21 protein-coding genes are annotated in these 25,349 nt (G+C 71.3%); 17 read left to right on the top strand and 4 right to left on the bottom strand.

Annotated features, from left to right (window positions below; translation table 11 throughout):
• Positions 1-281 precede the first annotated feature (281 nt).
• The 4 genes from ABTZ91_RS08930 (at position 282) to ABTZ91_RS08915 (ending at position 4,500) form a co-directional block, all read left to right on the top strand.
• Positions 282-1,256, top strand: a complete 975-nt coding sequence (locus ABTZ91_RS08930) for a nitronate monooxygenase (RefSeq protein WP_352076460.1) — start codon at positions 282-284, stop codon at positions 1,254-1,256.
• 19 nt (positions 1,257-1,275) lie between these two features.
• On the top strand, positions 1,276-2,163 hold the full coding sequence (locus ABTZ91_RS08925) for a crotonase/enoyl-CoA hydratase family protein (RefSeq protein WP_352076459.1): 888 nt from the start codon (positions 1,276-1,278) through the stop codon (positions 2,161-2,163).
• A 386-nt stretch (positions 2,164-2,549) separates the two neighbouring features.
• Complete coding sequence (locus ABTZ91_RS08920; protein WP_352076458.1) at positions 2,550-2,888, top strand: hypothetical protein; 339 nt, start codon at positions 2,550-2,552, stop codon at positions 2,886-2,888.
• Positions 2,889-2,892: 4 nt separating this feature from the next.
• Positions 2,893-4,500 carry a sodium:solute symporter family transporter gene (locus ABTZ91_RS08915; RefSeq protein WP_352076457.1) on the top strand — a complete coding sequence of 536 codons (1,608 nt, stop codon included), beginning with the start codon at positions 2,893-2,895 and terminating at the stop codon, positions 4,498-4,500.
• 62 nt (positions 4,501-4,562) lie between these two features.
• Here the strand turns inward: ABTZ91_RS08915 and ABTZ91_RS08910 are convergent, their stop codons facing one another.
• The 3 genes from ABTZ91_RS08910 to ABTZ91_RS08900 all read right to left on the bottom strand — a co-directional run bounded on the left by ABTZ91_RS08910 (position 4,563) and on the right by ABTZ91_RS08900 (position 7,708).
• Positions 4,563-4,949, bottom strand: a complete 387-nt coding sequence (locus ABTZ91_RS08910; protein ID WP_352076456.1) for a hotdog domain-containing protein — start codon at positions 4,947-4,949, stop codon at positions 4,563-4,565.
• Positions 4,946-6,610, bottom strand: a complete 1,665-nt coding sequence (locus ABTZ91_RS08905; protein ID WP_352076455.1) for an NAD(P)/FAD-dependent oxidoreductase — start codon at positions 6,608-6,610, stop codon at positions 4,946-4,948. The genes ABTZ91_RS08910 and ABTZ91_RS08905 overlap by 4 nt, the downstream gene beginning before the upstream one ends.
• Positions 6,611-6,718: 108 nt before the next feature.
• The gene (locus tag ABTZ91_RS08900; protein WP_352076454.1) at positions 6,719-7,708 is read right to left on the bottom strand and encodes an alpha/beta hydrolase; all 990 of its coding nucleotides are present in this window, start codon (positions 7,706-7,708) and stop codon (positions 6,719-6,721) included.
• A 159-nt stretch (positions 7,709-7,867) separates the two neighbouring features.
• Between ABTZ91_RS08900 and ABTZ91_RS08895 the strand changes: the two genes are divergently transcribed.
• From ABTZ91_RS08895 to ABTZ91_RS08885, 3 genes are read left to right on the top strand one after another with little or no spacing between them, the layout of a single operon-like run.
• Entirely contained in the window at positions 7,868-8,530 is a 663-nt protein-coding gene (locus ABTZ91_RS08895; RefSeq protein ID WP_352076453.1) for a hypothetical protein, read from the top strand.
• Positions 8,523-9,893, top strand: a complete 1,371-nt coding sequence (locus ABTZ91_RS08890; protein ID WP_352076452.1) for a glutamine synthetase — start codon at positions 8,523-8,525, stop codon at positions 9,891-9,893. Before ABTZ91_RS08895 ends, ABTZ91_RS08890 begins: the two co-directional genes overlap by 8 nt.
• Positions 9,890-10,663, top strand: coding sequence for a gamma-glutamyl-gamma-aminobutyrate hydrolase family protein (locus ABTZ91_RS08885; protein ID WP_352076451.1), 774 nt, complete (start codon positions 9,890-9,892; stop codon positions 10,661-10,663). Before ABTZ91_RS08890 ends, ABTZ91_RS08885 begins: the two co-directional genes overlap by 4 nt.
• A gap of 119 nt (positions 10,664-10,782) precedes the next feature.
• Here the strand turns inward: ABTZ91_RS08885 and ABTZ91_RS08880 are convergent, their stop codons facing one another.
• Positions 10,783-11,373, bottom strand: coding sequence for a TetR/AcrR family transcriptional regulator (locus tag ABTZ91_RS08880; RefSeq protein ID WP_352076450.1), 591 nt, complete (start codon positions 11,371-11,373; stop codon positions 10,783-10,785).
• A gap of 208 nt (positions 11,374-11,581) precedes the next feature.
• On the opposite strand from ABTZ91_RS08880, the gene ABTZ91_RS08875 reads away from it, so the two are divergent.
• From ABTZ91_RS08875 to ABTZ91_RS08830, 10 genes are all read left to right on the top strand, one after another.
• Positions 11,582-12,289, top strand: a complete 708-nt coding sequence (locus tag ABTZ91_RS08875) for a transporter (RefSeq protein ID WP_352076449.1) — start codon at positions 11,582-11,584, stop codon at positions 12,287-12,289.
• A 135-nt stretch (positions 12,290-12,424) separates the two neighbouring features.
• On the top strand, positions 12,425-14,800 hold the full coding sequence (locus ABTZ91_RS08870; protein ID WP_352076448.1) for an AMP-binding protein: 2,376 nt from the start codon (positions 12,425-12,427) through the stop codon (positions 14,798-14,800).
• Between the two features lie 84 nt (positions 14,801-14,884).
• Entirely contained in the window at positions 14,885-15,982 is a 1,098-nt protein-coding gene (locus ABTZ91_RS08865; protein ID WP_352076447.1) for a Zn-dependent alcohol dehydrogenase, read from the top strand.
• Positions 15,982-17,472 (top strand): aldehyde dehydrogenase, encoded by a 1,491-nt coding sequence (locus tag ABTZ91_RS08860; protein ID WP_352076446.1) that lies wholly within the window; start codon positions 15,982-15,984, stop codon positions 17,470-17,472. Before ABTZ91_RS08865 ends, ABTZ91_RS08860 begins: the two co-directional genes overlap by 1 nt.
• A gap of 45 nt (positions 17,473-17,517) precedes the next feature.
• The gene (locus ABTZ91_RS08855; protein ID WP_352076445.1) at positions 17,518-19,065 is read left to right on the top strand and encodes a long-chain fatty acid--CoA ligase; all 1,548 of its coding nucleotides are present in this window, start codon (positions 17,518-17,520) and stop codon (positions 19,063-19,065) included.
• 76 nt (positions 19,066-19,141) lie between these two features.
• Positions 19,142-20,473, top strand: coding sequence for an FAD-binding oxidoreductase (locus ABTZ91_RS08850; protein ID WP_352076444.1), 1,332 nt, complete (start codon positions 19,142-19,144; stop codon positions 20,471-20,473).
• A 202-nt stretch (positions 20,474-20,675) separates the two neighbouring features.
• Positions 20,676-20,765: a K(+)-transporting ATPase subunit F gene (gene kdpF, locus ABTZ91_RS08845; protein ID WP_033204243.1), complete on the top strand. Its 90-nt coding sequence runs from the start codon at positions 20,676-20,678 to the stop codon at positions 20,763-20,765.
• Between the two features lie 8 nt (positions 20,766-20,773).
• A complete protein-coding gene (gene kdpA / locus ABTZ91_RS08840) occupies positions 20,774-22,438 on the top strand; it encodes a potassium-transporting ATPase subunit KdpA (protein WP_352076443.1) in 1,665 nt (554 codons plus the stop codon).
• Entirely contained in the window at positions 22,435-24,573 is a 2,139-nt protein-coding gene (gene kdpB / locus ABTZ91_RS08835) for a potassium-transporting ATPase subunit KdpB (RefSeq protein ID WP_352076442.1), read from the top strand. The genes kdpA and kdpB overlap by 4 nt, the downstream gene beginning before the upstream one ends.
• Before the next feature lie 6 nt (positions 24,574-24,579).
• Positions 24,580-25,251 carry a potassium-transporting ATPase subunit C gene (locus ABTZ91_RS08830; protein ID WP_352076441.1) on the top strand — a complete coding sequence of 224 codons (672 nt, stop codon included), beginning with the start codon at positions 24,580-24,582 and terminating at the stop codon, positions 25,249-25,251.
• Positions 25,252-25,349: the final 98 nt, after the last annotated feature.

The raw sequence follows: 25,349 nt of genomic DNA, 5'->3' as shown, positions 1-25,349 counted from the left end.
CCAAGGACCCCGTCGCCCGCCTGTCCTGCGGGCCGTGGCCGACCGGGTCCCGGGAGGGATCCGGGAGGACTCCGGGTCCGGGAGGACTCCGGTCCCGGCAGGACTCCGGGTCCGGGACGGCCTTGACAGTGCCTCACCGGGCGGCCCTAAACTCAAATCCGATTCCAGATCGAATCTCGCTCTCGGCCCGCCACGCCGACGGCGACACGGGTCGCCAGGCGCCGCGCGTGGCGCGCCACGGCGACGCAGAAGAACGGAGCGGGCCCTGGCCGGCCTCACCCATGATCACGACCACCTTCACCGAACTGTTCGAAGTGGACCATCCGATCGTCTGCGGCGGAATGACCGGCGTGGGCACCGCGGACCTCATCTCCGCCGTGGCCGAGGCGGGAGCGCTCGGCTTCCTGACGGCGCTGACCCAGCCCACCCCGGAGGCGCTGGCGCGCGAGATCGCGCGGTGCCGCGAGATGACCGACCGGCCCTTCGGCGTCAACCTGACCGTCCTGCCCACCCTCAAGCCGGTGCCCTACGCGGAGTACCGGGCGGTGATCATCGAGAGCGGCATACGGGTCGTGGAGACGGCCGGCAGCAACCCGGCCGAGCACGTCGCCGACTTCAAGGCCGCCGGTGTCAAGGTGATCCACAAGGCGGTGGCCGTGCGGCACGCCCTCAAGGCGCAGAAGCTCGGGGTCGACGCCGTCAGCATCGACGGCTTCGAGTGCGCCGGGCACCCGGGGGAGGAGGACATCCCCGGCCTGGTCCTCGTCCCCGCCGCCGTCCGGCAGCTGGAGATCCCGGTCATCGCCAGCGGCGGCTTCGCGACCGGCAGCGGCCTCGCCGCCGCACTCGCGCTGGGGGCCTGCGCCATCAACATGGGCACCCGCTTCGTCGCCAGCGCCGAGGCCCCGGTGCACCAGAACGTCAAGGACCAGATCGTCGCCAACGACGAGCGGGCCACCCAGCTGGTCTTCCGCGAGTTCGGGAACACCGGCCGGGTCGCCCGCAACGCGATCTCCGAGGAGATCGTCGCCCGGTCGAAGCGTCCCGGAGCGGTCTTCGAGGACATCGCCGAGCTGGCCTCCGGCGTCCGCGGCCGGACCCGCGTGCTCCAGGAGGGGCACATGGACGACGGCCTGTGGTGGGCCGGCCAGGCCCAGGGGCTCATCGAGTCGGTGGCCACCTGCGAGGAGATCGTCAGCGGCATCGTGGCCGACGCCGAGAAGATCATCGGCCGGCTCGCCGATCTCCGTGGCTGAGGAACGGGAGCACACACCCATGACCTGGACCACCCTCCGTCACGACCTCGACGACGGCGTCCTCACCGTCACCCTCGACCGGCCGGGCCGCCTCAACGCTTTTACGCCCACCATGGCCGGTGAGCTCGAGCGGACCTTCACCGAGGTGAACGAGAACGACGACGTGCGGGCCGTCGTCGTCACCGGCGCGGGCACCGCGTTCTGCGCCGGCATGGACCTCGGCTCGGACGGCAACGTCTTCGGGCTCGACGAGTCCCGCACCCCCACCCTCGCCGACATGAGGGACCTGAACAGCCCGGACATCCGCCGCGTCAGGGACACCGGAGGCCGGGTGACCCTGGCGATCCACGCCTGCCGGAAGCCCGTGATCGCCGCGATCAACGGTCCCGCCGTCGGGATCGGGGCGACCATGACGCTCGCGATGGACGCGCGGCTGATGTCGACGACCGCGCGCTTCGGCCTCGTCTTCGGCCGGCTCGGCATCACACCGGAGGCCGCCTCCACCTGGTTCCTGCCCCGCCTGGTCGGCCTGCCCAAGGCGCTGGACCTGCTCTACTCCGCCGAGATCCTCGACGCGGCGGCCGCCGAGGCCGTCGGTCTCGCGAACGCGGTCCACGACCCCGACCACCTCGCGAAGGAGGCCCGCGCGCTGGCGGACCGCTGGACGCTGGGCCGCTCCCGCGTGGCGACCGCGCTGACCCGTCAGATGACGGTCCGCAACGCGAGCCTGGAACGACCCGAGGACGCCCACCGCGTGGAGTCCCTGGCGATGTTCTACTCCAGCATCGGCGACGGCGCCGAGGGAGTGGCGGCCTTCCGCGAGAAGCGCGCCCCCCGCTTCACCCGGCCCGCCTCCGGCATGCCGCCGTTCTACGACGAGTGGATCGCCGCCACCGAGAACGCCTGAGCCCGACCGGCGGCCCGCCCGCGCGGGTGGCCGCCGCCGTGTCGCGTACCCGTGCCGCGGACCGGCGGCCCGCCGCGCGGACAACCGCCGCCGTGCCGCCGACAACCGCCCCGCTGCCGCGGGCCGTCCCCGCTGCCGCGGGCCTCGTCCTCGTACCAGGGACAACCGCCCCCGTGCCGCGGGCCTTGTCCCCGTACCACCGACAACCGCCCCGGCTCCGCGGCCCCCGTCCCGGGCTCAGGCCCCCCGCGCGGCGGGCCCCGCCCCCGCGCCGCGGGCCTCGTCCCCGTACCACGGACAACCGCCCCCGCGCCGCGGGCCCCGTCCCCAGGCTCGGGCCTCCTCCTCACGCCCGGGCCCCCTCACCCCTACCGCCCGGAGGTTCCGTGCGCCTGCCTTCCGACCCGACTCCTGCCGCCCGACCGCCCGCCTCATCCCGACGGGACGACGACCCCGGCAGCCGCGGCCGGCAACTCCGGCGGACGTTCCTGACCGTCAACGCGGTGCCGCTCGGCATCGGCGTCGCGCTGTCCTGTTCCACCGCGCTCACCGCCGTCCAGGTGTACGGACGGCTCACCCTCGGTGTCGTCTGGGGCGCGCTGCAACTCGGCGTCTTCCTCGGCAGCGTGTGGTGGTACGAGCACCGGGCGGCGCGTCCGCGCGATCCCGGCGGACGGTCACCGTCCCCCCAACCCCCGTACGGGGTACGAGAGTCGGGCTGGTGAACCGGTGACGAATCCGCTCCTGCTGAGCTCGGGCGTCCTCGATCCGGTCGGCTCGGCCGCCCGCGGCCCCGTGATCAGCGCCTTCCTCATCTTCATCGGTCTGTGTCTGCTGTGGGTCTTCACCCTCGCGAGCCCGGACGAACGTCCGGAACGGCTCTACACCGCCGACCGCTCCCTCTCACCGGTCTTCAACGGCTTCGCCCTGGCCGGCGAGTACATCACCGTCGTCACCCTGTTCGCGGCCTCCGGGGCGATCGCCCTCTTCGGTTACGACGGACTCGCCTCCGCCGTCGACAGCGTCATCGCGCTCGGTGTCCTGCTCCTCCTCGCCCGGAGGATCCGCGCCAGCGGCCACTACACGCTCGGCGGCCTCTTCTCGCTGCGGGCGTCGGGCCAGGGGCCGCGCACGGCGGCGGCCGTGGTCACGCTCTTCATCACGGTCCCCCTGCTCATCGTCCAGCTGCGGGCCGCCGGCATCAGCGCCGCGCTCCTGATCGGCATGTCGAGCGACACCGCCCAGGTCGCCTGCACGATCCTGATGGGCTGCCTGATCGCCTTCTTCGCGGCGGTGGCGGACCTGAGGGGCACCAGCTTCGTCCAGGTCGTCAAGGTGCCCGTCACCCTGGTGACGCTGGCGGTGGTCGTCCTGCTCGCCCTGTCGAAGTTCTCCTGGAGTCCGGGAGACCTGCTGTCGGCCGCGGTGGAGCGGAGCGCCGCTCCGGACGGGTATCTGAGCCGGGGGCTCTGGGCGCACACGGCGGGTCTCGGTCCGCTGAACACGATCAGCGACCACCTCGTGGTGATCCTGGGCATGGCGATGATGCCGCATCTGATCCTCCGCGTCGCGGCGTCACGCAGCGGGCAGTCGGCCCGGCGCTCCACGAGCGTCGCCGTGGGGCTGACGGGCGCCTTCTACCTGCTGCTGATCATGACCGGCTTCGCGGCGGCGGCCGTGGTGGGCGGCGAGACGATCGGCGCGGTCGACGCGAACGGTCAGGCGGCGCCGATCCTGCTGGCCTCGGGTGTCCTCGGTCATGGATCGACGGCACGCGTGGTCCTCATCACCGTCGTGGCCTGCGTCGCCTTCCTCGCCGTGCTGACGGCCGTGACCAGCCTGACCTTCTCCGCCGCGGTCTCCCTCACGCAGGACGTCCTCGCCCGCACCCGCCGTCCCCTCACCGCCGTCGCAAAGGTGCGGACCCTTCGGGCCGGCGTCGCCGTCCTGTGCGTCGGCGGGGTGGTCCTGTCCACGTCGGTCCACCGCTATCCCGTCGAGTTCCTGGTGACCTTCTCCCTGGGCGTCGCGGCGACCTGCGTCTTTCCGGTGCTGGTCTGCTCCTTCTTCTGGCCGGGGTTCAACCGCGGGGGAGTGATGTGGTCGGTGTACGGGGGACTGGTGCTCTGCACCGTCCTCACGTTCTTCTCGCCGACCGTCTCCGGCACCCCGTACGCGCTGTGGCCGGACCTGTCCTTCGACTGGTACCCGTTCCACACCCCGGGGCTGATCTCCGTCCCGGCCGCGTTCCTCCTCGGGTGGCTCGGCAGCAGGAGGCCCGCGCGGGCGCCGCGCCCCTCCCGCCAGGCCGTGGCCGGAGGGCGGAAGGTGGTGTAGCCGGGGAACACGACGAAGGGGCGGCAGATGCGACTGCCGCCCCTTCGCCGTGCTCCGACTCGTCACCGCTCCGCGTCGGCCTGCCGGACGTCGGCCGGGACGACGGCGGTTCCCCGTGCCCGGGTGGCCACGATGGGCTCGGCCAGGACCTCGGCCCGGCCGGTATCGTCGACCGCGCGGCAGATGATCCGGAGTTCGAAGTCGACGGTCCGGCTCCGGGTGCCCCTCGACGCCAGGCGGGCCTCGGCCTCGACGACGTCGCCGCCGCGGACCGGGGCGAGGAACTCGACCGACGCGTACCCGGCGAACAGGCTCTCGTGGCCGTCGAGGGTGATCGCCAGGTGGGTGCCGGCGTCTCCGAACAGCTTCAGCCCGAAGGCTCCGTCGACCAGGTTCCCGCCGTAGTGCGCCTCGGAGTGGGCGACGTAGCGCTGGTGCACGACCTTCACGCGATCTCCTCGTCGACGCGGCCGATACGGCGGGCGACGGTCCTGCCGTCGAGCTCGACGCCCGGGTAGCCCTGCTTGGCGATGTGGGTGCACATCCGGCGGTACTTGCCGACACCGCCCACATAGCCGAGGAAGGTCGACGGCTTGCCGGTCACGTTCGAACCCCGGTACCAGGAGTCGGTGGTCGCGTACAGCGTCTGGTTGACGGTGTCCTCGGTGATCCTCACCCAGTCGTCCTGGGCCTCGGCCGTCGCCTCGATGACCTCGGCGCCGCCCGCCCGCCCGTGGCCGATCAGATCGGTGATCCAGTCGACGGCCTGCTCGATCGTGACGACCACGTTGCTCGCGAGGGCCGGGCTCTGCGGTCCGCCGATCATGAAGAAGTTCGGGAACCCGGTGGTCATGATGCCCAGGTACGTCCTGACCCCGTCGCGCCAGGCGTCCTGCAGCCGGCCGGCCTCGGGGGTCGAGATGTTGAGCGCGTACAGCGGGCCGGTGAAGGCGTCGAACCCGATCGCCATCACGATGACGTCGACCTCGTAGGAGCCGCCGGCCGTGACGATGCTGTCGCTCGTCATGGTCTCGATCGGCTCGTCACGCAGCGAGACCACCTGGACGTTCGGGCGGTTGAAGGTCTCGTAGTAGTCGGTGCCGAAGCAGCTGCGCTTCGCGCCGAGCGGGTGGAAGCGGGGTTCGAGGACGGCGGCGGTCTCGGGGTCCCGGACGATCTGGCGGATCTTCTCGCGTACGAACTCCGCCGCCGTCTCGTTGGCCCTCGGGTTCGTCAGCAGATCGGAGAACTCGCCGCCGACGCCGTTGAATCCGCTGCGCTCGTAGGCCTTCTCGTAGCGCGCGCGCCGCTCCTCGTCGGAGACGTCGAACGCCGCGGCGTCCGGGATGCGGTCCGGGATGCCGCCGAGGGAGTGGCGGCACTCCTCGCGGATCGCCGCGTAATTGCTCTTGATCTCGTCGACGACGTCCGGCGTCAGCGGGGCGTTGCGGGCCGGGAACACGTAGTTGGGGGTGCGCTGGAAGACGGTGAGGTGCTCGGCGACCTCGGCGATGAGCGGAATGCACTGCACCGCGGAGGAGCCGGTGCCGATCACGGCGACGCGCTTGCCGGCCAGATCGCTCAGCGGGATGTTCCACCGGCTCGTCGAGACCGTGGTCCCGGTGAAGTTCGCAAGGCCCGGCACGTCGAAGTCCTTGGGCGTCGACAGGCCGCCCGAGCCGGCGAGCAGATAGCGGCCCCGCTGGGTGTCCCCGGAGTCGAGGGTCACCTCCCAGAGCCGCTCGTCCGGCAGCCAGGTCGCCGAGGTCACCCGGGTGTTGAAGCGGAAGTGCCGGCGCAGGTCGAAGCGGTCCGCGACGTGGTTGATGTAGCTGAGGATCTCGGCCTGCGGAGCGAAGCGCTCGCTCCAGGTCCACTCCTGCTGAAGCTCCTCGCTGAACGAGTAGGAGTAGTAGACGCTCTCCACGTCGCATCGCGCACCGGGGTACGTGTTCCAGTACCACGTGCCGCCGACGGTGGGCGCTACCTCGAATCCGGCGAAGGACCAGCCCTTCTCCGCCACCTTGTAGGCGGCGTAGAGGCCGGAGAATCCGGCACCGACACAGAGGACGTCGACGACGGGGGAGGTGGCTGGAGTCTGGTCAGTCATGCATCTGCCTTCGGGTAGTCGACTGGACTTGGTCATTTGATTTGGTCATTTGACCAAATCAGGCTATGGGCGGCCCGCGCGGCGGTCAATAGTCGAACCTGAATCGAGTTACGCGTCCGTGGCCGCTCCCGCTCCCGCGATCTCCCGCAGGTGGCGCACCACCCGCGCCAGCGCCTCCTCCGTCCGCGCGAACACCCCCACTTCGGTGAAGAAGCCGTGGAACACGCCGGCGCAGCGGGTCAGGCTCACCTCCACGCCCTCACGCCGCAGCCTCTCGGCGTACGCCTCGGCGTCGTCCCGCAGCGGGTCGACCTCGGCCGTGAGCACGAGCGCCGGCGGGAGACCGCGCAGCGACTCGGCGCGCATCGGGGCCGCGAGGTGGTCGACCGCGCCCACGCGGTCGGGGCCGATGTACTGCTCCCAGAGCCAGCGGGCGTCCGCGCTGGTCAGCAGGGGGGCGTCGGCGCATTCGGTCCACGACGGGGAGGCGAAGGAGTCGTCGACGGCGGGGTAGACGAGGACCTGGGTCACCGGCTGATCCAGCCCGAGGTCCCGCAGTTTGAGGCACAGCGCGGCGGCGAGATTCCCGCCCGCGGAGTCCCCTCCGACGGCGATCGTGCGCGGGTCGAGGCCGAGCCCCGCGGCCGACCGGCGCAGCCAGGCGAGCGCGTCGAAGCAGTCGTCGAGCGCTGCCGGATAGGGGTTCTCCGGTGCGAGCCGGTACTCCAGGGAGAGCACCGCCCATCCGGACCGGGCGGCGATCGCACGGCAGACCTCGTCGACTCCGTCGAGGGTGCCGAGCACGAATCCGCCCCCGTGGAGATACATCAGCACCGGGCGCGGGCTGCCCGGCGCCGACGGGCCGTCCGGGTGGTAGAGGCGGGCGCGGAGCTCGCCGGCGCGGGCGGGCAGCGTGAGGCGGTCGACCCGGTCGAGGGGGGTGAGGGGCTGCTTCGCCGGTGAGCTCGCCAGGAGCCTGCGTGCCGCCTCCACGCCCAGTTCGCGCATCGGCGTCCGGAAGGTTTCGGCGATGACCTGGGCGACGGATCGGGCATCGGCGTCCAGCTGATCCCAGTACGACGGTTGCGCTTCGTTCACGGTGGGACCTCTCCGAAGTCATTGACATGGGGTAACCCGTGCCCCACCATCCTAGTCATCTGATCGAGTCAATTGACCATGTCGATCACTCCCCCCTGTGAGATCCGAAGCGGCCGGTGCGCGGTACGCGCGATCTCCCGAAGGTGAAAGGACTGGAGGATGACCGAAACCACGACGGTCCCTGCGGTGTCCGATGCGGCGGCCCTACCGATCGACGTACGGATCGAGGACGACGCGACTCCCCTCGTTCGGCTGATCGGCCGCACCCTGCGGGATTCCGCCCGAGCGGGCCATGCCCTCGCGGCGCTGCGGAAGCCGGCCGCCACCGTGGCGATCCGGTCCCACGACACGCCGCAGGCGGCGACGATCACCTTCGGCGGCGGCGTCGTCGAGGTGTCGAGCGGCGTCACCACCGAGGCCGACGCCACGATCACCGTCGACCTGAACGCCCGGTTCGCGCCCGCCGAAGCCCCCTCGGGCGACGCCGAACTCGCCGCGGACGCGCTGAGCGCGCTGTCGCCGCCGGTGCCCGACTGGCAGGCGGCCGCCGAACACTTCTGGACCGCCGCGCGCTCCGTGCCGGGCATCCCGGACGTGCTCGTCGCGGTCACCGAAGGCCCCGACGGCCTGGAGCAGGTCGTGCTCGGCGAGGGCACGACGCACTACCTGATCGCCGGAGCCCCCGAGACGCTCGCCGGCGTGTTCTCCGGAACCGACGACCTGCTCGCCGTTCTGTCCACGGGTGCGCTCGGCGTCCAGGGCACCCTCTCCCAGCTGTCGGTCATGGTCGGCGCATCCTGGAAGGTTCGTTACGATGTCTGAACTCACCCAGCCCCGCACGGGAGTCGAGGCCCCGGGCGCCCGGTCCCGGGCCGTCCGGCTGGAGGCGACGAACCACGACGGCTCGTTCCTCGGCAAGACCGTGACACCGAAGAAGTTCGCCTCCGGCGCGGACTCGGGATTCGCCTTCGCCGACCTGCTGTTCGGACTCGACCTCGGCAACGCCCCGGCCCTCGGTTTCGCCTTCCCCGACTGGCGCGGGCATCTGGACGACGTCTACTTCCGCCCCGACATGTCGACGCTGGTCGAGTGGGAGCCGGGCCTCGACGCGGTGATCGGCGACTACTGGCTGAAGGACGGCACGCCGGTTCCCCTCTGTCCGCGCAACCTCGCGCGGAGGATGACCAGCCGGCTCGCCACGCTCGGCTACACCGCGACCGTCGCCGTCGAGATCGAGGCGACCGTCTTCGAGGAGTCCGTCCAGGAGGCGCGCGCCCGCGGATACCGCGACCTGACACCGCTCGGCGGCAGCGCGGGCACGGCCTACCACCTCGCGAAGTCCAAGGACTGGACCGGGTACATGAACGCCGTCGCCGCCCGGCTCGACGCGGTCGGCATCGAGTGGGAGGCGTGGAGCGACGAGGACGCCGCCGGTCAGATCGAGATCAATCTGGCGCCCGGCGACCCGATCGCGGTCGGCGACGCCTGGGCGCGCACCCGCCAGATCATGCGCGAGGTCGCGTTCGACCTCGGGCGCACGGTCACCTTCATGGCCAAGCCCACCGCGGGCTACGGACAGGCCTCGCACATCAACCTGTCCCTCCAGCGCGACGGGGTCAACGCGTTCTACGCGCAGGAGGGGCCGTCGGAGACGATGCGCCACGCCATCGGCGGCCTGCTCACGACGCTCGAGGGCAACACCTCGATCGTGCTCCCGCAGATCACCTCGTACCGGCGCCTGGTGGACCTCAGCGGTCCGCCGGTCACCGTCAGCTGGGGCATCAGCAACAAGACCGCGGCGGTCCGGGCGGTCTGCGGGCACCCGGCGTACTCGCGCCTGGAGTACCGGGTCCCGGGCGCGGACGCGAACCTCTACCTCGCGCTGGCCGGTGTCCTCGCCGGTGTCGTCGCGGGCCTGGAGCGGAAGATCGAGCCGCCGGAGCCGGTCACCGACATGGCCTGGTGCATGCCGCCCGGGATCATCCCGCGCCTGCCGGACACCATCACGAAGGCCGCCGCCGCGCTCGAAGCGGATCCGATCCTGCGCGACCTCCTCGGCTCCGAGTTCGTGGACTACTGGGTCGGATCGCGCCGGTGGGAGTGGATGCAGTTCCACACCGCGGGCGGTGACCCCTTCGCCGAACTCTCCCCGTGGGAGTCCCAGCGATACTTCGAACTGCCGTGAGCGGGCGGGGAGACGGGCCGACCGCGGTGCGGCCGCTCATCGGCATCACCGGCCGGCGGTTCCGGCTGGATCTGATCCGGGGCGCGGACCCCCGGTACGGCGACCGCTGCGCCGACAGCTACATGTCCGACTACGGGATACGGATCGCCAGGGCCGGAGGGCTTCCGGTGAACCTCTCGTACGAGACGGATCCGGAGGCGGTCTGCCACTGGCTGGCGGGCGTCGTCATCACCGGCGGGCAGGACCTGCATCCGGCGTGCTGGGGCGGGGACGAGTCCGTGGTCCGCGACGTCGACCCGCGGACGGACCCGATGGTCCACGACCCCGAGCGGGACGCGCACGAGCTCGCGCTCGCGCGCGCCGCGCTCGACCGGGGGATCCCGGTGCTCGCCGTGTGCCGGGGCATGCAGGTCCTCAACGTGGCGCTCGGCGGCACGCTCGTCGCCGACCTGCCGCCCGGTGAGGTGCGGCATCTGTCACCGGAGGCCGCGCCCACCGACGGCACGGCCGATCACCTCGTGACCTTCGAGCCCGGCTCGATCGTGGCGGGACTGTTCGGAACGCGGGCCGTCACCAACTCCTGGCACCACCAGGCCGTCGATCGCTGCGGCGCGGGACTCGTCGTGACGGGCCGGACGACGGACGGGGTGGTCGAGGCGGTGGAGCTCCCGGACGCTCCGGTGCTGGGCGTCCAGTGGCATCCGGAATGGATGGAGAGCGACGATCCGACGATGACCTGGATCGTCGAGCAGGCCGTGAAACGCCTGTGACGAGCGGGATCCGGGCGGGTCCGCCGACGGCCGACGGCGGACCCGCCCGGATCCGCCGGCCGCCGTCCACCGCCGTGCCGGGCGGCCCCGCGGTCCCGCTCGCCGAGGAGGCCGCCCGATCAGGCGAGCTTCGTGGCCAGCCAGGCATCGAGGACGTCGATGACGACCTCCGCCTGCAGGGCGGCCTGGGCCCGGTCGGCGTGCGTCAGCCAGTTCATGACGAAGCCGTCCGACAGGGCGCCGACGACGTAGCCGATCTGGTCGATCGTCTCCGGCGCGACGTCCTGTCCCGAGGCCGCTGTCCCAAGGATCGAGCTCATGACCTTGTACGCCTCGCTGTACACGGCCTCGGCCGGATGCTCCTTCGTGCGCTGCGCCCAACTGATCAGCTCGACGGTGGCGGAGGCGAAGTCCGAGGACTCCATGTACCAGTCCATGAGTCCGCGCAGGATCGCGCGCGCCGTCGCGGCCACGTCGCCGTGCACGTCGTTCGCGATCAGCACCTCGCGGTACCGCTCCGCCAGCCGCTCGAAGACGGCGGCGAACAGCAACTCCTTGGACTGGAAGCAGTAGTGCAGGGTCGCCAGCGGAGCGTTGGCCTGCTCGGCGATCCGGCGGGTCGTCGCACCGTCCACCCCGTGGCGCGCGATCACTTGGATGGCGGCGTTCACCAGATCATTGCGCCGCTCGGCCGCCGGTACGCGTGCCACGTGTGCCCCCCCCGTCGAAGTTGGACGATCGATCAAGTCAGCCACCAGGCTAACAGGCGGATCAGCGGGCATCGGCCCAGGCCGGAGCCCCTGCGTCGAAATAGTTGGTCAGATGACTTGATCGGCCGACCGTGATGCAGCAGCATAAACCTCACCCCCGTCGCGAAGGCCCTGAGCCCTCGCCGCTCTCCACCGGAGGGACCCCACCATGGCAATCAGAGACGCGCTCTTCCTGCTCGCCGACGTCTGGATGATCACCGTCGGCTTCACCTTCGGATGGAAGTTCATCCGGAACTACGGCAACTACCTGCTCGGCCTCGAATGGATCATCGTCGCCACCTCCGGGTCGAACTTCCTCGTGTACGCGCTCCTGGGCGGCGACGAGACCAGCCCCATGTACACGGCGGCGCACTTCCTCGACGCGTTCTCCCGGTCGGTCGGCATCACGCTGATCCTCGTCATGGGCCTGATGGGCGCGACGCACCGGTACAAGCCGTCCAAGGCCACCGATGTCGGGGTGTTCGCCTTCGCGGCCGCCGTCGGGCTCTTCCTGCAGCTGTTCGGCGAACGGCTGGGCCTCGCCCTGGACATCTTCTACGTCGTCGTCAACGTGCTGACGACGCTGTTCCTCATCTACTTCTCCAAGCGGCTCTGGGCGATCGGCGCGAAGGGAATGGCCATCGGCGCCGGCCTCGCGACCGCCGCCGCGTTCACCATCGCCGCGACCTACGACTTCGTCCGCATCCCGGGCGACGACGCGGCGCACACCCTCTTCTACATCGCCGCGCTGAGCACGTGGGGATTCCAGATGTGCATGTACTACTTCGCCTACCGCGCCCTGCACGCCCACAACGAGTCGGCCGAGGCGGAGCCGGAGCGCCGTGAACAGAGCCCCGTCGCGGGCGCCGGCGCCTGAGCAGCCGCGGTCAAGGCACCAGAACCAAGGAAAACGTCCCATGCGGAGGAAGCAGTCGTGGCCCTGAAAGAAACGCCCGCACGAGAGGGAGACGCGGCCTCGCGGCGTCCGCGACCGGCCGTCAGGCCCGAGCAGATGGGAGAGGACCCGCCCACCGCGACGCTGACCGGGCTGCTGTCGAAGCGCGCCCGGCGGTCGCCGGACCGGGAGTTCCTCCGCTTCGGAGACGAATCCTGGACCTTCGCCGAGATCGACGCCTGGACCTCCCGGCTGGCGCACCGGCTGATCGACGTCGACGGCGTCCGGCCCGGCGACCGCGTCGCCCTCATGCTCCCCAACATCGTGCACTGGCCGGTCGTGTGGCTGGCCGTGCTCAAGGCCGGCGCCGTGGCCGTACCGGTCAACTCCTCGTACAAGCAGGCGGATCTCACGTTCCTCCTGCGCGACTCGGGAGCCCGGGTCGTGTTCACCGACCAGGAGCGGGCCGGTCTCCTGAAGGAAGTCGCCTCCAGCGAGCCGGACGTGGCCGACCTGCGCATCGTCGACGTCGCCGAGGACGGTTCCGAGGCCTTCCCGGCGACCGCGCCCAAGGTGCGCGCCACCTCCGAGAAGCTGGCGAACCTGCAGTACACGTCGGGCACCACCGGCTTCCCCAAGGCGTGCATGCTCACCCATGACTACTGGGTGCGGCTGGCGTGGACCTGCGCGGCGGTGACCGGCCTCGGGCCGGAGGACGTCCTGCTCACGGCCCAGCCGTTCTCCTACATGGACCCGCAGTGGAACACCGCGCTCGCCCTGACCGTCGGGGCCCCGCTGGTGGTGCTCCCGCGGTTCTCCGCCTCGGGCTTCTTCGCCGACGTCCGCCGCCACCGCGCCACCTTCTTCTACGTCCTCGGGTCCATGCCCACGCTGCTGTTCAAGCAGCCGCCCAGCCCCGACGACCTGGACAACGACCTGCGCCTGGTGCTCTGTTCGGGCATCCCGGTCGGCCTCCACGCCGACCTGGAGCGACGCTGGGGAGCGCCGTGGCGGGAGATCTACGGCATGACCGAGTCCGGCGTCGACCTGTTCAGTCCCGTCGACGACGTGACCGCGGTGGGCAGCGGCAGCCTCGGACGTCCGGTGCCGACCAAGCGGGTCCGGGTGGTCGATCCGAACGGCGCCGACGTGCCCGAGGGCGAGCCCGGCGAGATGATCGTCTCGGGGAAGCCGATGATGCTCGGCTACTGGAACCGCCCCGAGGACACCGCCCGGGTGCTGCGCAGTGGGGGTCCCCGCGGCAAGGAGGGCGTAGCCGCCGGGGGAAACTGGCTGCACACCGGCGACGTCGTCGTCCGCGAGCCGGACGGCGGCGGCATCCGGCTGGTCGGGCGGATCAAGGACATGGTGCGGCGCGGCGGCGAGAACATCGCGAGCGCCGAGGTCGAGGCCGTCCTCGAACGGGACGACGCGGTCGTGGCCAGCGCGGTCGTCGCCGAACCAGACGAGACCTTCGGCGAAGAGGTCAAGGCCTTCGTCCAGCTCGCCCCCGGCGTGCCGGCCGACCGCACGACCGCCGCGCGGATCATCGACCGGGCCGGCCGCCAGCTCGCCCGCTTCAAGGTGCCGCGCTACGTCGAGTTCGTCGCCGACTTCCCCCGTACCCCGTCCGAGCGCGTCTCCAAGCCGGCGCTCAAGGAGCGCGCCGCCGCCGAGCCCGGCGTCACCTACGACCTCGGCGCCCGACGCGGGACCACCGGCGCGCCCGCCGAAGCGTCCACCGACTTCCTCGGCGTCGACGTCGTCCGCGAGGTGGCGGTCCTGACCCTGCGCCGTCCCGAGAAGCTGAACGCCCTCGACGTCGCCACGCGGCTGCGCCTCGCGAGCGCCGTCCGCGCGTACGGCACCGGCGAGAACGTACGCGGGATCGTGCTCACCGGTGAGGGCCGGGCGTTCTCGTCCGGCGAGGACCTCACGTCCGTACCGGCCTCGTACGAGGAGGTCCGCGAGGCGTTCGAGAGCTTCCACGACATCACCCGGGCCGTCGTGGAGACCCGCGTCCCCGTCATCGCGGCGGTCAACGGCCTCGCCGTCGGCGGCGCCTCGGAGATCACCCTCTGCTGCGACGCGCGCATCGGCACCCCGGCGACGGAGTACTACCAGCCCGAGAACGGCCGCGGCATCACGATCTCCAACGCGTCGAGCCTGCTGCTCACCCGTCTCGTCCGCAACCACGCGATGCGCATGGTCCTCGGCTCACCGCGCATCGGCGCCGAAGAAGCCCTGCGGATCGGGCTCCTGGACGAGATCGTCCCGCCCGGCGAACTGATCGACCAGGCCGTCGACCTGGTCCACGCGTGGACGCCGGCCGGCAACACGACGGCGCAGCACCTCGCGCTCCTGCGCCCGCGGCCCGAGGAGATCGAGCAGGCCTTCGCCCGCGAGGACGCCGCCGCGCGCACCGCCTGGGAGGGCGGGGTGTTCAGCGCCGGCATCGACGGCTTCTGGGCCGCGAAGGGCGCCGGCGCATAGCTCCGGGGACGGGGACGGGGGCGAGGACGCAGACGGGGGCGACACCGCACACATGCACACAACGAACGACAGAGGAGACTGGACGTGATCGACACAGAGGCCGCGGTGCTCACCGCGCTCAACGAGCCGCTCGAGATGACGGCGATCCAGGTGGACGATCCCGAGCCCGGCGAGGTGCGCGTCGCGGTCTCCCACGTGGGCCTGTGCCACAGCGACCTGCACTACATGACCGGAACGGTGCCGACCCCTCTGCCCGTGGTCGTGGGCCACGAGGTGGCCGGCGTGGTCGAGGCGGTCGGCTCCGCGGTGACCGGACTGCGCCCGGGCGACCGCGTGGTCGGGGCGCTGACCCCGTCGTGCGGCCGGTGCCTCAACTGCGAGGCCGGCCGGTCGACGCAGTGCCTGCGCGTCGAGGAGATCCGGCGCCGCCCCCGGCCCGCCTTCCGACTGCCGGACGGCCGGCCCGTCGAGCGGCTCGGCGACATCGGCGCCTTCTCCCGGCACACCCTCATGCGGGAGAACGCGCTGGTGAAGCTGGACGACGCGGTGCCGCTGCACGTGGGCTGCCTCCTGGCGTGCTGTGTCATCACGGGCGTGGGCGCCGTCTTCCGCGGCGCCCGGGTCCGCCCGGGCAGCACCGTCGCGGTGATCGGCTGCGGCGGCGTCGGCTCGGCCATCATCCAGGGCGCCAGGCTCGCGGGAGCCTCGGCCATCGTCGCGATCGACCTGGACGACGCCCGGCTGAAGGCCGCGCGGGGCTACGGCGCGACGCACGTCGTGAACGGGCGCGCCGAGGACGTCGCCGCGGAGATACGGAACCTGCTGGGCGACGGGGTCGACTACGCGTTCGAGGCCGTCGGCTCGGCGCGCACCGCGGCCACGGCGCTGTCGGTGCTGCGGGCGACCGGCACCGCGTGCCTGGTCGGCATCGCCCCGGAAGGCACCGAACTCACGCTGCCCGCCTCGGACTTCTTCTTCGGCGAGAAGCGGCTCATCGGCTCGTACATGGGCTCCGGCCAGGTGCGGCAGGACATCACCCAGCTCGCGCGCCTGTACCAGCAGGGGCGTCTGCTGCTCGACGAGATGGTCACCCAGGTCATCCCGTTCGACGAGATCAACGAGGGCTTCACGGCGATGCGCGGCGGCGACGTGACCCGCGTCGTCGTCGACCTGAAGGCCTGATGGACACGAATGCGGAGGCGACGCACATGACGAGCGGCGAGACGGCGATTCCCCGTCCGGTGAACTACATCGAGGACGCCTGGAGCGACTGCGAGACGGTCCGGGACGAATGGAACGTCGACCCCAACACCCGGGAACGGGTCCACCCCATGGTCACGACCGGTCCCGGGGACGTCGAACGGGCCTTGCGGCACGCCGAGCGCGTGTACGGCGTCGGCCGGTGGGACGAGGAGGCCCGCCGGGAGCGCGCCGACATCCTCGAACGCGTCGCCGTGCTCCTCGAGGGCCGGGCCGAGGACATCGCCCGCACCGACTCCCTCACCAGCGGCGTGCCGATCGGCGTCACCCGGAAGGTGGCGGCGTTCCTGCCGGCCAGGATCCGGGCGACGGCAGCCGACCTGGTGACCATTCCTCGCGTACGGGCGCTCGAGGCGGGCGGCCGTGACGTCCGCCTCCACAAGGTCCCGTGGGGACCGGCCGCGATCCTCACCCCGTGGAACGGCCCGAGCTTCATCCCCGCGGCGAAGGTCGTGAGCGCGGTCGCGGCGGGCTGCCCGGTGATCCTCAAGCCGTCGGAGCACGCCCCGGGCAGCGCCCAGATCGTCGTCGAGTGCTTCGTCGAGGCCGGACTGCCCGCCGGGGCCCTGCAGCTCGTGCACGGCCGCGGCGAGGTGGGCGCCGCGCTGACCGGCGACCCGCGCGTCAAGATCGTCTCGTTCACCGGCGGTCCGGTCGCCGGCCGTGCCATCGCCCGCGCCGCCGCGGAGGACTTCAAGGTCCTCCAGCTGGAGCTCGGCGGCAACAACCCCGCGCTCGTCCTCGACGACGCCGACGTCGAGGTCGCCGCCGACGGCATCTTCGAGGGAATGACCAAGCTGAACGGCCAGTGGTGCGAGGGGCCGGGCAAGGTGCTCGCCCACCGGAGCCTGGTGGGGCCGCTGCTCGAAGCGCTCACCGAGCGCATCGCCAAGACCGTGGTCGGCCACTCGCTCGACGAGGGCGCCGAACTCGGCCCGATCTCGAACGCACCCCACTTCGCGACGCTGCGGAGCCGGATCGACGGACTGCACGCCCTCGGGGCCACCGTCCACCAGCCGGCCCGGCTGCCGGACCTCGACGGATTCTTTCTCTCGCCGACCGTCGCCGCCGGCGCCGACCCCGCCAAGGCCACCGCGGAGCTGTTCGGCCCCCTCGTGTCCCTGCACGCCGTCGACTCCGACGAGGAGGCGTTGCGCATCGCCAACGCGAACCCGTCGGGACTCGACGCGTACGTCTTCGGTGGCGACGTCGAGCGTGCGATCGAGGTCGGCTCGCGCGTGCTGGCCGGCGAGGTGCGCGTCAACGGCGCCAAGGTCGCCGACCTCGGCGACGACTCCGCGCAGAGCTTCTGGGGCCCGGCCGGCGTCGGCGGTCACGGCCCCGCCGAGTCGGTACGGGTGTTCTGCGGCGACCGGGTGGTCGGCGTCGACTCGCCGGACCTTCCGCTGTGAGACCCGTCGCCCGATGAACGAACCCACCGCCGCTGGAGAACCCCCATGCTGAACCTCTCGATCCTCCTCGAAGACTCCGCCCGCGCCTTCCCGGACCGGGACGCGCTCGTCCTCGGTCCGCGGCGACTGACCTACCGTCAGGTCGACGCGGCGGCGAACCAGGTCGCCAACCTGCTGGTGTCCCGGGGCGTCCGGCCCGGCGACAAGGTCGCGCTGAGCTGTCCCAACCTCCCGTACTTCCCCATCGTCTACTACGGCGTCCTGAAGGCCGGGGCGGTCGTGGTGCCCCTCAACGTCCTGCTCAAGGGCCGCGAGATCGCCTACCACCTGGACGACGCGGACGTCTCGGCGTACTTCTGCTTCGAGGGAACACCGGAACTCGCCATGGCCGCGGAGGGCCATGCCGGATACCGCGAGGCCACGGCGGTGGAGCACTTCTTCGTCATCACCGCCGACCCGGAGGCTCCCAGCCCGATCGCCGGCACCGAGACGCTCGGCCAGGCACTCGCCGGCATGAGCACCGCCTTCGAGTCGGTGGTCACCGAGCCGACCGACACCGCGATCATCCTGTACACCTCGGGCACCACCGGCCGGCCCAAGGGCGCCGAACTCTCCCACGCCAACACGCTGATGAACGTGATGGCCTGCAACCGCCTGTTCGGCGCCGAACCGGCCACCGACAGCCAGTTGGTGTGTCTGCCGCTGTTCCACACCTTCGGCGCGACGGTGCAGATGCACGCGGGCTTCTCGGTCGCCGCGACGCTGCACCTCGTGCCCCGCTTCGCCGCCCGTGAGGTCGTCGAGCTGATGAACCGCGAGGTCATCACGTTCTTCGCGGGCGTTCCCACCATGTGGTGGGGCCTGCTCGGCGCCCTGACCGACGACATCGACGTCCACCGGATCGCCGCGAACCTGCGGATCGGGATCTCCGGCGGGGCGGCCCTGCCGGTCGAGATGATCACCCAGATCAAGGAGCGCCTCGGCATCACCGTGCTCGAAGGGTACGGCCTGTCCGAGACCTCGCCCGTCGCCACCTTCAGCGACCCCCGGCGGGGCACCCGGCCCGGCTCGATCGGCGGCCCGATCTGGGGCGTGGAGGTGAAGCTGATCCGGCCGGACTGGACGGAGGTCACCGCGCCCGGGGAGGTCGGCGAGATCGCCGTCCGGGGCCACAACGTCATGAAGGGCTACTACAACCGCCCCGAGGAGACGGCCGAGGCGATCCGCGACGGATGGTTCCGCACCGGAGACCTCGCACGGCGCGACGAGGACGGCTTCTACTACATCGTCGACCGTGTGAAGGACCTCATCATCCGCGGCGGCTTCAACGTCTACCCGCGCGAGATCGAGGAGGTCCTGCTCACCCACCCCGCGGTGAGCCTGGCGGCCGTCATCGGCGTGCCGCACGACAGCCACGGCGAGGAGATCAAGGCCTTCGTGATCCCCGAGAAGGACGCCGCCGTCACGCCCGAGGAGCTCGTCGCCTGGGGCAAGGAGCAGATGGCCTCCTACAAGTACCCCCGCATCGTCGAGCTCGTGTCGAGCCTGCCCATGACCGGCACCGGAAAGATCCTCAAGCGCGAGCTGAGCTGAGGCCGAGCCGAGCCGAGGCCGAGCCGTGCCGGCCCGGCGCCCCCTGCGTACGACGCGCGAAACGAGGAACAGCGAGATGAAGACGGACCACGTCGAGTACACCACCTTCAGCGGGTGGGTCGACCCGCCCACCGATGTCCGCCCCGCCCTGGGCGAGGACGTCACCTGCGAGGTCGCCGTCGTGGGCGGCGGCCTGGCGGGCATGTCGACGGCGCTGCGGCTCGCCGAGCACGGCCGGGACGTCGTGCTGCTGGAGGCCGAGTTCTGCGGCCACGGCTCCGCCTCCCGCAACGCCGGGCAGGTGGCGGGCGCCCCGGGGGGCGACATCCAGCTCCTGAGCATGCTCTACCCCAGGAGGTTTCCCGCCATCGTCCGGATGGCCGACCACGCCGGGCACTTCGTGGAGCAGCTGATCGAACGACTGGAACTCGACTGCGACTACGAGCCGACGGGCAACGTCTGCGCCGCCGTGTCCCGGGGGCAGATGGGCCGCGTACGCCGTGTGACGAAGCTCCTGCGGAAGGCCGGCGCGCACGTCGAACTCGGCACGAGCGCGGAGCTCGGCATCCCCCGCGGATTCCTCGGCGGCATGCGCGAGTCCGTCGGCGGCATCCTGAACCCCGGCAAGTTCAGCCTGGGCATCCGCGACGCCGTCCTCGCGTCCGGCGCCCGCGTCTTCGAGCGGACCCGGGTCACCGACGTCACACGGAACGACGGCCACCTCGTCATCAGGACGGCCGGAGGCGAGGTGCGCGCGGACAAGCTCGTGCTCGCGACGAACGCCTTCGGCGGCGAGCTTCCCCTCGCTCCCCGGCGGCTCTCCTCGCCGATCTGGGTCACCGAGGTGGAGACCGAGCCGATCGACCCCGCACGCCTGGCCGCCCTGGGGTGGACCAGCCGGTCGGGGATGGTCACCCAGCACAACATCATGGAGAACTACCGGCTGACCTCGCGCGACACGATCGTGTTCGGCGTCCGCCGCCTCCAGCGGGGGAAGCACCACCCGCTTCCCGTGCGGACGCCGGACGCGGCCGTCGTCGCCGATCTCGCCCGCGCCTTCGAGACGCGCTTCCCCGCGCTCGCCGACGTCGCGGCCGCGCGAGCCTGGGGAGGGTGGGTCGCGATCACCTCGTCGTGGCTTCCGCTCGCCGGGCGGATCGGCGACGACGTCTACTACTCCGTCGCCTGCAACGGCCACGGCCTCGCCCAGGCGCCCTACGTCGGTTCCCTCCTCGCCGACCTGATCGCGGACGGGGAAGCGCACGAGGACCTGAAGGCGATCTGGGTGAAGAAGCCGAAGTTCCCCCGCCCCGTGATGATGGGCGCCCCGGGGCTGCGGACCATCTGGACCGTCGACCGTTTCAACGACCTGGTCAACGGAAGCCGGCGGAACGCCCGGCGCGCGTAGGGGTCGCGTCAAGAGGAGGGCCGAGGGCGTCAGGGGAGCGTCAACGGCGCCGGAGCGCGGCCGAGAAGGCTGTTTTCTCGTCTCGTCCGAGAATCCGCTCTTCTTTCCGTCAGGAGCTCACGATGGCCGATCTGGCCTTCGTCGTCACCACGGTCGCGCTCTTCGCGCTGGTGGCCCTCGTCGCCAGGGGGGTGGCGAAGCTGTGAGTGCCGAGAACATCGTCGGCCTGCTCGTGGCCGCCGCCCTCCTGGGTTACCTCGTGCTCGCCCTCGTCAAGCCGGAGAGGTTCTGAGTACGGATATGAGTCCCGTTCTCGCTGGGATCCTCCAGCTTCTGGCGCTGATCGTCGCCCTGGGCCTGTCCTACCGGCCGCTCGGCGACCACATGGCGCGCGTCTACTCCTCGGAGAAGCACCACAGACCCGAGCGGTGGATCTACCGGGCGATCGGCGCGGACCCGTCGGCGGAGATGCGCTGGCCGGCGTATCTGCGCGGGGTGCTCGCCTTCTCCACGGTGAGCGTGCTGTTCCTGTACGGTCTCCAGCGCCTCCAGGGCGCCCTGCCCGGCTCGCTCGGCTTCGAGTCGATCGACCCGGACCAGGCCTTCGACACGGCGGCGTCCTTCGTCGCCAACACCAACTGGCAGTCGTACGCGGGCGAACAGGCCATGGGCCACGTCGTGCAGACCGGCGGCCTCGCGGTGCAGAACTTCGTCTCCGCGGCCGTCGGCATGGCGGTCGCCGTGGCGCTCGTCCGCGGCTTCGCCCGCTCCCGTACCGGCGAACTCGGCAACTTCTGGGCCGACCTGGTCCGCGGTGTCGTACGGATCCTGCTGCCGGTCTCCGTGGTGGGAGCGCTCGTCCTGGTCGCCTGCGGGGTGATCCAGAACTTCTCCGGCATCCACGAGGTCGGGCAGTTCGCGGGCGGCACCCGGCAGTGGAACGGCGGCGCCGTCGCCTCGCAGGAGGCCATCAAGGAGCTGGGCACCAACGGCGGCGGCTACTTCAACGCCAACTCCGCCCACCCGTTCGAGAACCCCAACGGGCTGTCGAACCTCTTCGAGATCTATCTGATCCTGGTCATCCCGTTCGCCCTGACCCGCACCCTCGGCCGCATGACCGGCTCGCTCCGGCAGGGGTACGCGATCCTCGGCACGATGGCCGTGATCTGGATCGGCTTCACGGCCCTGATGCTGTGGACCGAGTTCGCGGGCGAAGGCCCCGCGTTCGAGCTGGCCGGCGGCGCGATGGAGGGCAAGGAGACCCGGTTCGGGATCGCCGGCTCGTCGATCTTCGCGGTGGCGACCACGCTGACCTCGACGGGCGCGGTGAACTCCTTCCACTCCTCGTACACCGGCTTCGGCGGCGGCATCACCCTGCTGGGCATGCAGCTCGGCGAGATCGCCCCCGGCGGCGTCGGCTCCGGCCTCTACGGCATGCTGATCATGGCGGTCATCGCCGTGTTCCTCGCCGGTCTGATGGTCGGCCGCACACCCGAGTACCTGGGCAAGAAGATCGGCACCCGCGAGATCACGTACGCGGCCTGCTCCATCCTGATCACCCCGGCGCTCGTGCTCGGCTTCACCGCGGCCTCCCTCGTCCTGGACTCCCCGGCGCACTCGATGACGAACGCGGGCGCGCACGGCTTCTCCGAAATCCTGTACGCCTACACCTCCGGCGCCAACAACAACGGCTCCGCCTTCGCCGGCCTGAACGCCGACACCCCGTGGTTCAACGCGACGATCGGCATCGCGATGCTGCTCGGCCGGTTCCTGCCCATGGTGTTCGTGCTCGCGCTCGCCGGCTCCCTCGCCGGGCAGCGGCCCGTACCCGAGACCGCGGGCACCCTGCGGACCGAGAAGCCGCTGTTCACCGGCCTGCTCGTCGGCACGATCACGATCGTCACCGGTCTCACCTACTTCCCGGCCCTCGCTCTCGGCCCGCTCGCCGAAGGGCTCGCGGCATGACCATCGACGTACGGAAACACGAGAACACCATGTCCCTCTCCGCCACCACGGCGAAGGCACCGCACGGCGGCCTGCCGGGCGCACCCCAGCCGGCCGGCCGTGTCGGCGGCGGCCTCTTCGACCCGAAGCAGCTCGTCACGTCCCTCCCGGACGCGCTGCGGAAACTCGACCCGCGCGTGATGGTCAAGTCGCCGGTCATGTTCGTGGTCCTGGTCGGCTCGGTGCTGACCACCGTGCTCGCCGTGAAGAACCCCGGAGACCGCTTCGGCTGGGCGATCACCGCCTGGCTGTGGCTGACCACCCTCTTCGCCAACCTGGCCGAGGCCGTGGCCGAAGGCCGCGGCAAGGCCCAGGCCGACACCCTGCGCAGGGCCAAGACCGACACCGTGGCGCGCAGGATCACCACCACGGGCGAGGAACGCGTCCCCGGGACCGAACTGCGCGTCGGCGACCTGGTGATCTGCGAGGCCGGCGACGTCATCCCCGGCGACGGCGACGTCGTCGAAGGCGTGGCCTCCGTCGACGAGTCCGCCATCACCGGAGAGTCCGCACCCGTCATCCGCGAGTCGGGCGGCGACCGCTCGGCCGTCACCGGCGGTACGAAGGTGCTGTCCGACCGGATCGTCGTCAGGATCACCACCAAGCCGGGCGAGACCTTCATCGACCGCATGATCAGCCTGGTCGAGGGCGCCGCCCGGCAGAAGACCCCGAACGAGATCGCCCTCACCATCCTGCTGGCCTCGCTGACGATCGTCTTCCTGCTCGCGGTCCTCACCCTCAAGCCCTTCGCGATCTACGCCGGGGCCGACCGGCAGACCTCCCTCATCGTCCTGACCGCCCTCCTCGTCTGCCTCATCCCGACGACGATCGGCGCGCTGCTCTCCGCGATCGGCATCGCCGGCATGGACCGGCTCGTCCAGCGCAACGTCCTCGCCATGTCCGGCCGCGCGGTCGAGGCCGCCGGCGACGTGAGCACCCTGCTCCTGGACAAGACCGGCACGATCACCCTGGGCAACCGGCAGGCGGCCGCGTTCGTGCCCGTACGCGGTACGACGGAGGCCGAGGTGGCGGACGCCGCCCAGCTGTCCTCGCTCGCCGACGAGACGCCCGAGGGCCGCTCGATCGTCGTCCTCGCCAAGGAGAGGTACGGGCTGCGGGAGCGCCACCAGGGTGAGCCGGCGCACGCCACGTGGATCGAGTTCACCGCCCGGACCCGTATGTCGGGCGTGGACGTGGACGGCAGGAAGATCCGCAAGGGTGCCACGGCATCCGTCGTCGCCTGGGTGAAGGAGCGCGGCGGCGAGGTCGCCGGGGACGCGCAGGCGCTCACGGACCGGATCTCCGAAGCCGGCGGCACACCGCTGCTGGTGGCGGTGGAGGACGACAGGGGCGCACGGGTCCTGGGCGTCATCCACCTGAAGGACGTCGTCAAGGAGGGCATGCGGGAGCGGTTCGACGAGCTGCGCCGCATGGGCATCAAGACCGTCATGATCACGGGTGACAACCCGCTGACCGCCAAGGCCATCGCCGAGGAGGCGGGCGTCGACGACTTCCTCGCCGAGGCCACCCCCGAGGACAAGATGGCCCTCATCAAGCGCGAGCAGGCCGGCGGCAAGCTGGTCGCGATGACCGGTGACGGCACGAACGACGCCCCGGCGCTCGCGCAGGCGGACGTGGGCGTGGCGATGAACACCGGCACGTCGGCCGCGAAGGAGGCCGGCAACATGGTCGACCTCGACTCCGATCCGACCAAGCTCATCGAGATCGTCGAGATCGGCAAGCAGCTCCTCATCACGCGCGGTGCGTTGACCACCTTCTCGATCGCCAACGACGTCGCCAAGTACTTCGCGATCATCCCCGCGATGTTCGCCGTCGCCTACCCGTCGCTGGACAAGCTCGACATCATGGGCCTGACCTCACCCGAGTCCGCGATCCTGTCGGCCGTCATCTTCAACGCGCTGATCATCGTCGCTCTGGTCCCGCTGGCGCTGAAGGGCGTGCGCTACCGGCCCTCCAGCGCGGACTCGATGCTCCGCCGCAATCTCGGACTCTACGGCCTGGGCGGCCTGGTCGCCCCGTTCGTCGGCATCAAGCTCATCGACATGCTTCTCTCCCTCATCCCCGGAATCGGCTGACCCACGATGAACAACTCCGTAGGAAACACCGGGCGTGTGCTCGGGGCGGGCCTGCGCGCCCTGCTCGTCCTGACCGTCGTCTGCGGCGTGCTCTACCCGCTCGCCGTCACCGGCCTCGCCCAACTCGCCTTCCCCGGCAAGGCGAACGGCTCCGAGATCCGGGACGCGAGCGGCAGGGTCGTCGGCTCCGAACTCATCGGCCAACGCTACGACCTGCCGTCGAAGGAGGGCGACGAGGCCCCCACCCCCGACCTGCGCTGGTTCCAGCCGCGCCCGTCGAAGGGTCTCGGCACCAACTCCGTGAACACCCGGTACGCGCTCCTCCTGTCCGGTGCCACCAACCGCTCCGGAGACAACGCCGACCTGATCCGGTGGGTCAAGGACGCCAAGGCGGCGGTGGTGAAGGACAACTCCACCGCGGACCACACGGTGAAGCCCTCCGACGTGCCGGCCGACGCCGTCACCTCCTCCGGCTCCGGCCTGGACCCGCACATCTCCCCGGAGTACGCGCGGCTCCAGATCCACCGCGTGGCGGAACGCAACCACCTGCCCGTCGCCACCGTCGAGAAGCTGGTCGCCGACCACACCGACGACCGCATCCTCGGCTTCATCGGCGAGCCCCGCGTCCACGTCCTGAAGCTCAACATCGCGCTCAGGGACCTGGTGGCCAAGGGCTGAGGACCGGCGTGTCACCTGCCGCCCGCCGACCGGTGGTAGCGGTCCGAGGCCGGCACTCCTTCGTGCGTGGCGCGGGAATGTGGCCGGGGACACGGGGG

The organism is Streptomyces sp. NPDC126499 (assembly GCF_040302485.1).
Lineage (GTDB): Bacteria > Actinomycetota > Actinomycetes > Streptomycetales > Streptomycetaceae > Streptomyces.
The sequence above is the reverse complement of the archived record's forward strand: the minus strand, read 5'-3'. Positions and strand labels throughout refer to the sequence as shown.

What these genes read in the sequence shown, in the direction of transcription:
- ABTZ91_RS08930 (WP_352076460.1), top strand. Translation starts at nt 282, where the DNA reads ATGATCACGACCACCTTCACCGAACTGTTCGAAGTGGACCATCCGATC.
- ABTZ91_RS08925 (WP_352076459.1), top strand. Translation starts at nt 1,276, where the DNA reads ATGACCTGGACCACCCTCCGTCACGACCTCGACGACGGCGTCCTCACC.
- ABTZ91_RS08905 (WP_352076455.1), bottom strand. Translation starts at nt 6,610, where the DNA reads ATGACTGACCAGACTCCAGCCACCTCCCCCGTCGTCGACGTCCTCTGT.
- ABTZ91_RS08895 (WP_352076453.1), top strand. Translation starts at nt 7,868, where the DNA reads ATGACCGAAACCACGACGGTCCCTGCGGTGTCCGATGCGGCGGCCCTA.
- ABTZ91_RS08890 (WP_352076452.1), top strand. Translation starts at nt 8,523, where the DNA reads ATGTCTGAACTCACCCAGCCCCGCACGGGAGTCGAGGCCCCGGGCGCC.
- ABTZ91_RS08875 (WP_352076449.1), top strand. Translation starts at nt 11,582, where the DNA reads ATGGCAATCAGAGACGCGCTCTTCCTGCTCGCCGACGTCTGGATGATC.
- ABTZ91_RS08870 (WP_352076448.1), top strand. Translation starts at nt 12,425, where the DNA reads ATGGGAGAGGACCCGCCCACCGCGACGCTGACCGGGCTGCTGTCGAAG.
- ABTZ91_RS08860 (WP_352076446.1), top strand. Translation starts at nt 15,982, where the DNA reads ATGGACACGAATGCGGAGGCGACGCACATGACGAGCGGCGAGACGGCG.
- ABTZ91_RS08855 (WP_352076445.1), top strand. Translation starts at nt 17,518, where the DNA reads ATGCTGAACCTCTCGATCCTCCTCGAAGACTCCGCCCGCGCCTTCCCG.
- ABTZ91_RS08850 (WP_352076444.1), top strand. Translation starts at nt 19,142, where the DNA reads ATGAAGACGGACCACGTCGAGTACACCACCTTCAGCGGGTGGGTCGAC.
- kdpA (WP_352076443.1), top strand. Translation starts at nt 20,774, where the DNA reads ATGAGTCCCGTTCTCGCTGGGATCCTCCAGCTTCTGGCGCTGATCGTC.
- kdpB (WP_352076442.1), top strand. Translation starts at nt 22,435, where the DNA reads ATGACCATCGACGTACGGAAACACGAGAACACCATGTCCCTCTCCGCC.
- ABTZ91_RS08830 (WP_352076441.1), top strand. Translation starts at nt 24,580, where the DNA reads ATGAACAACTCCGTAGGAAACACCGGGCGTGTGCTCGGGGCGGGCCTG.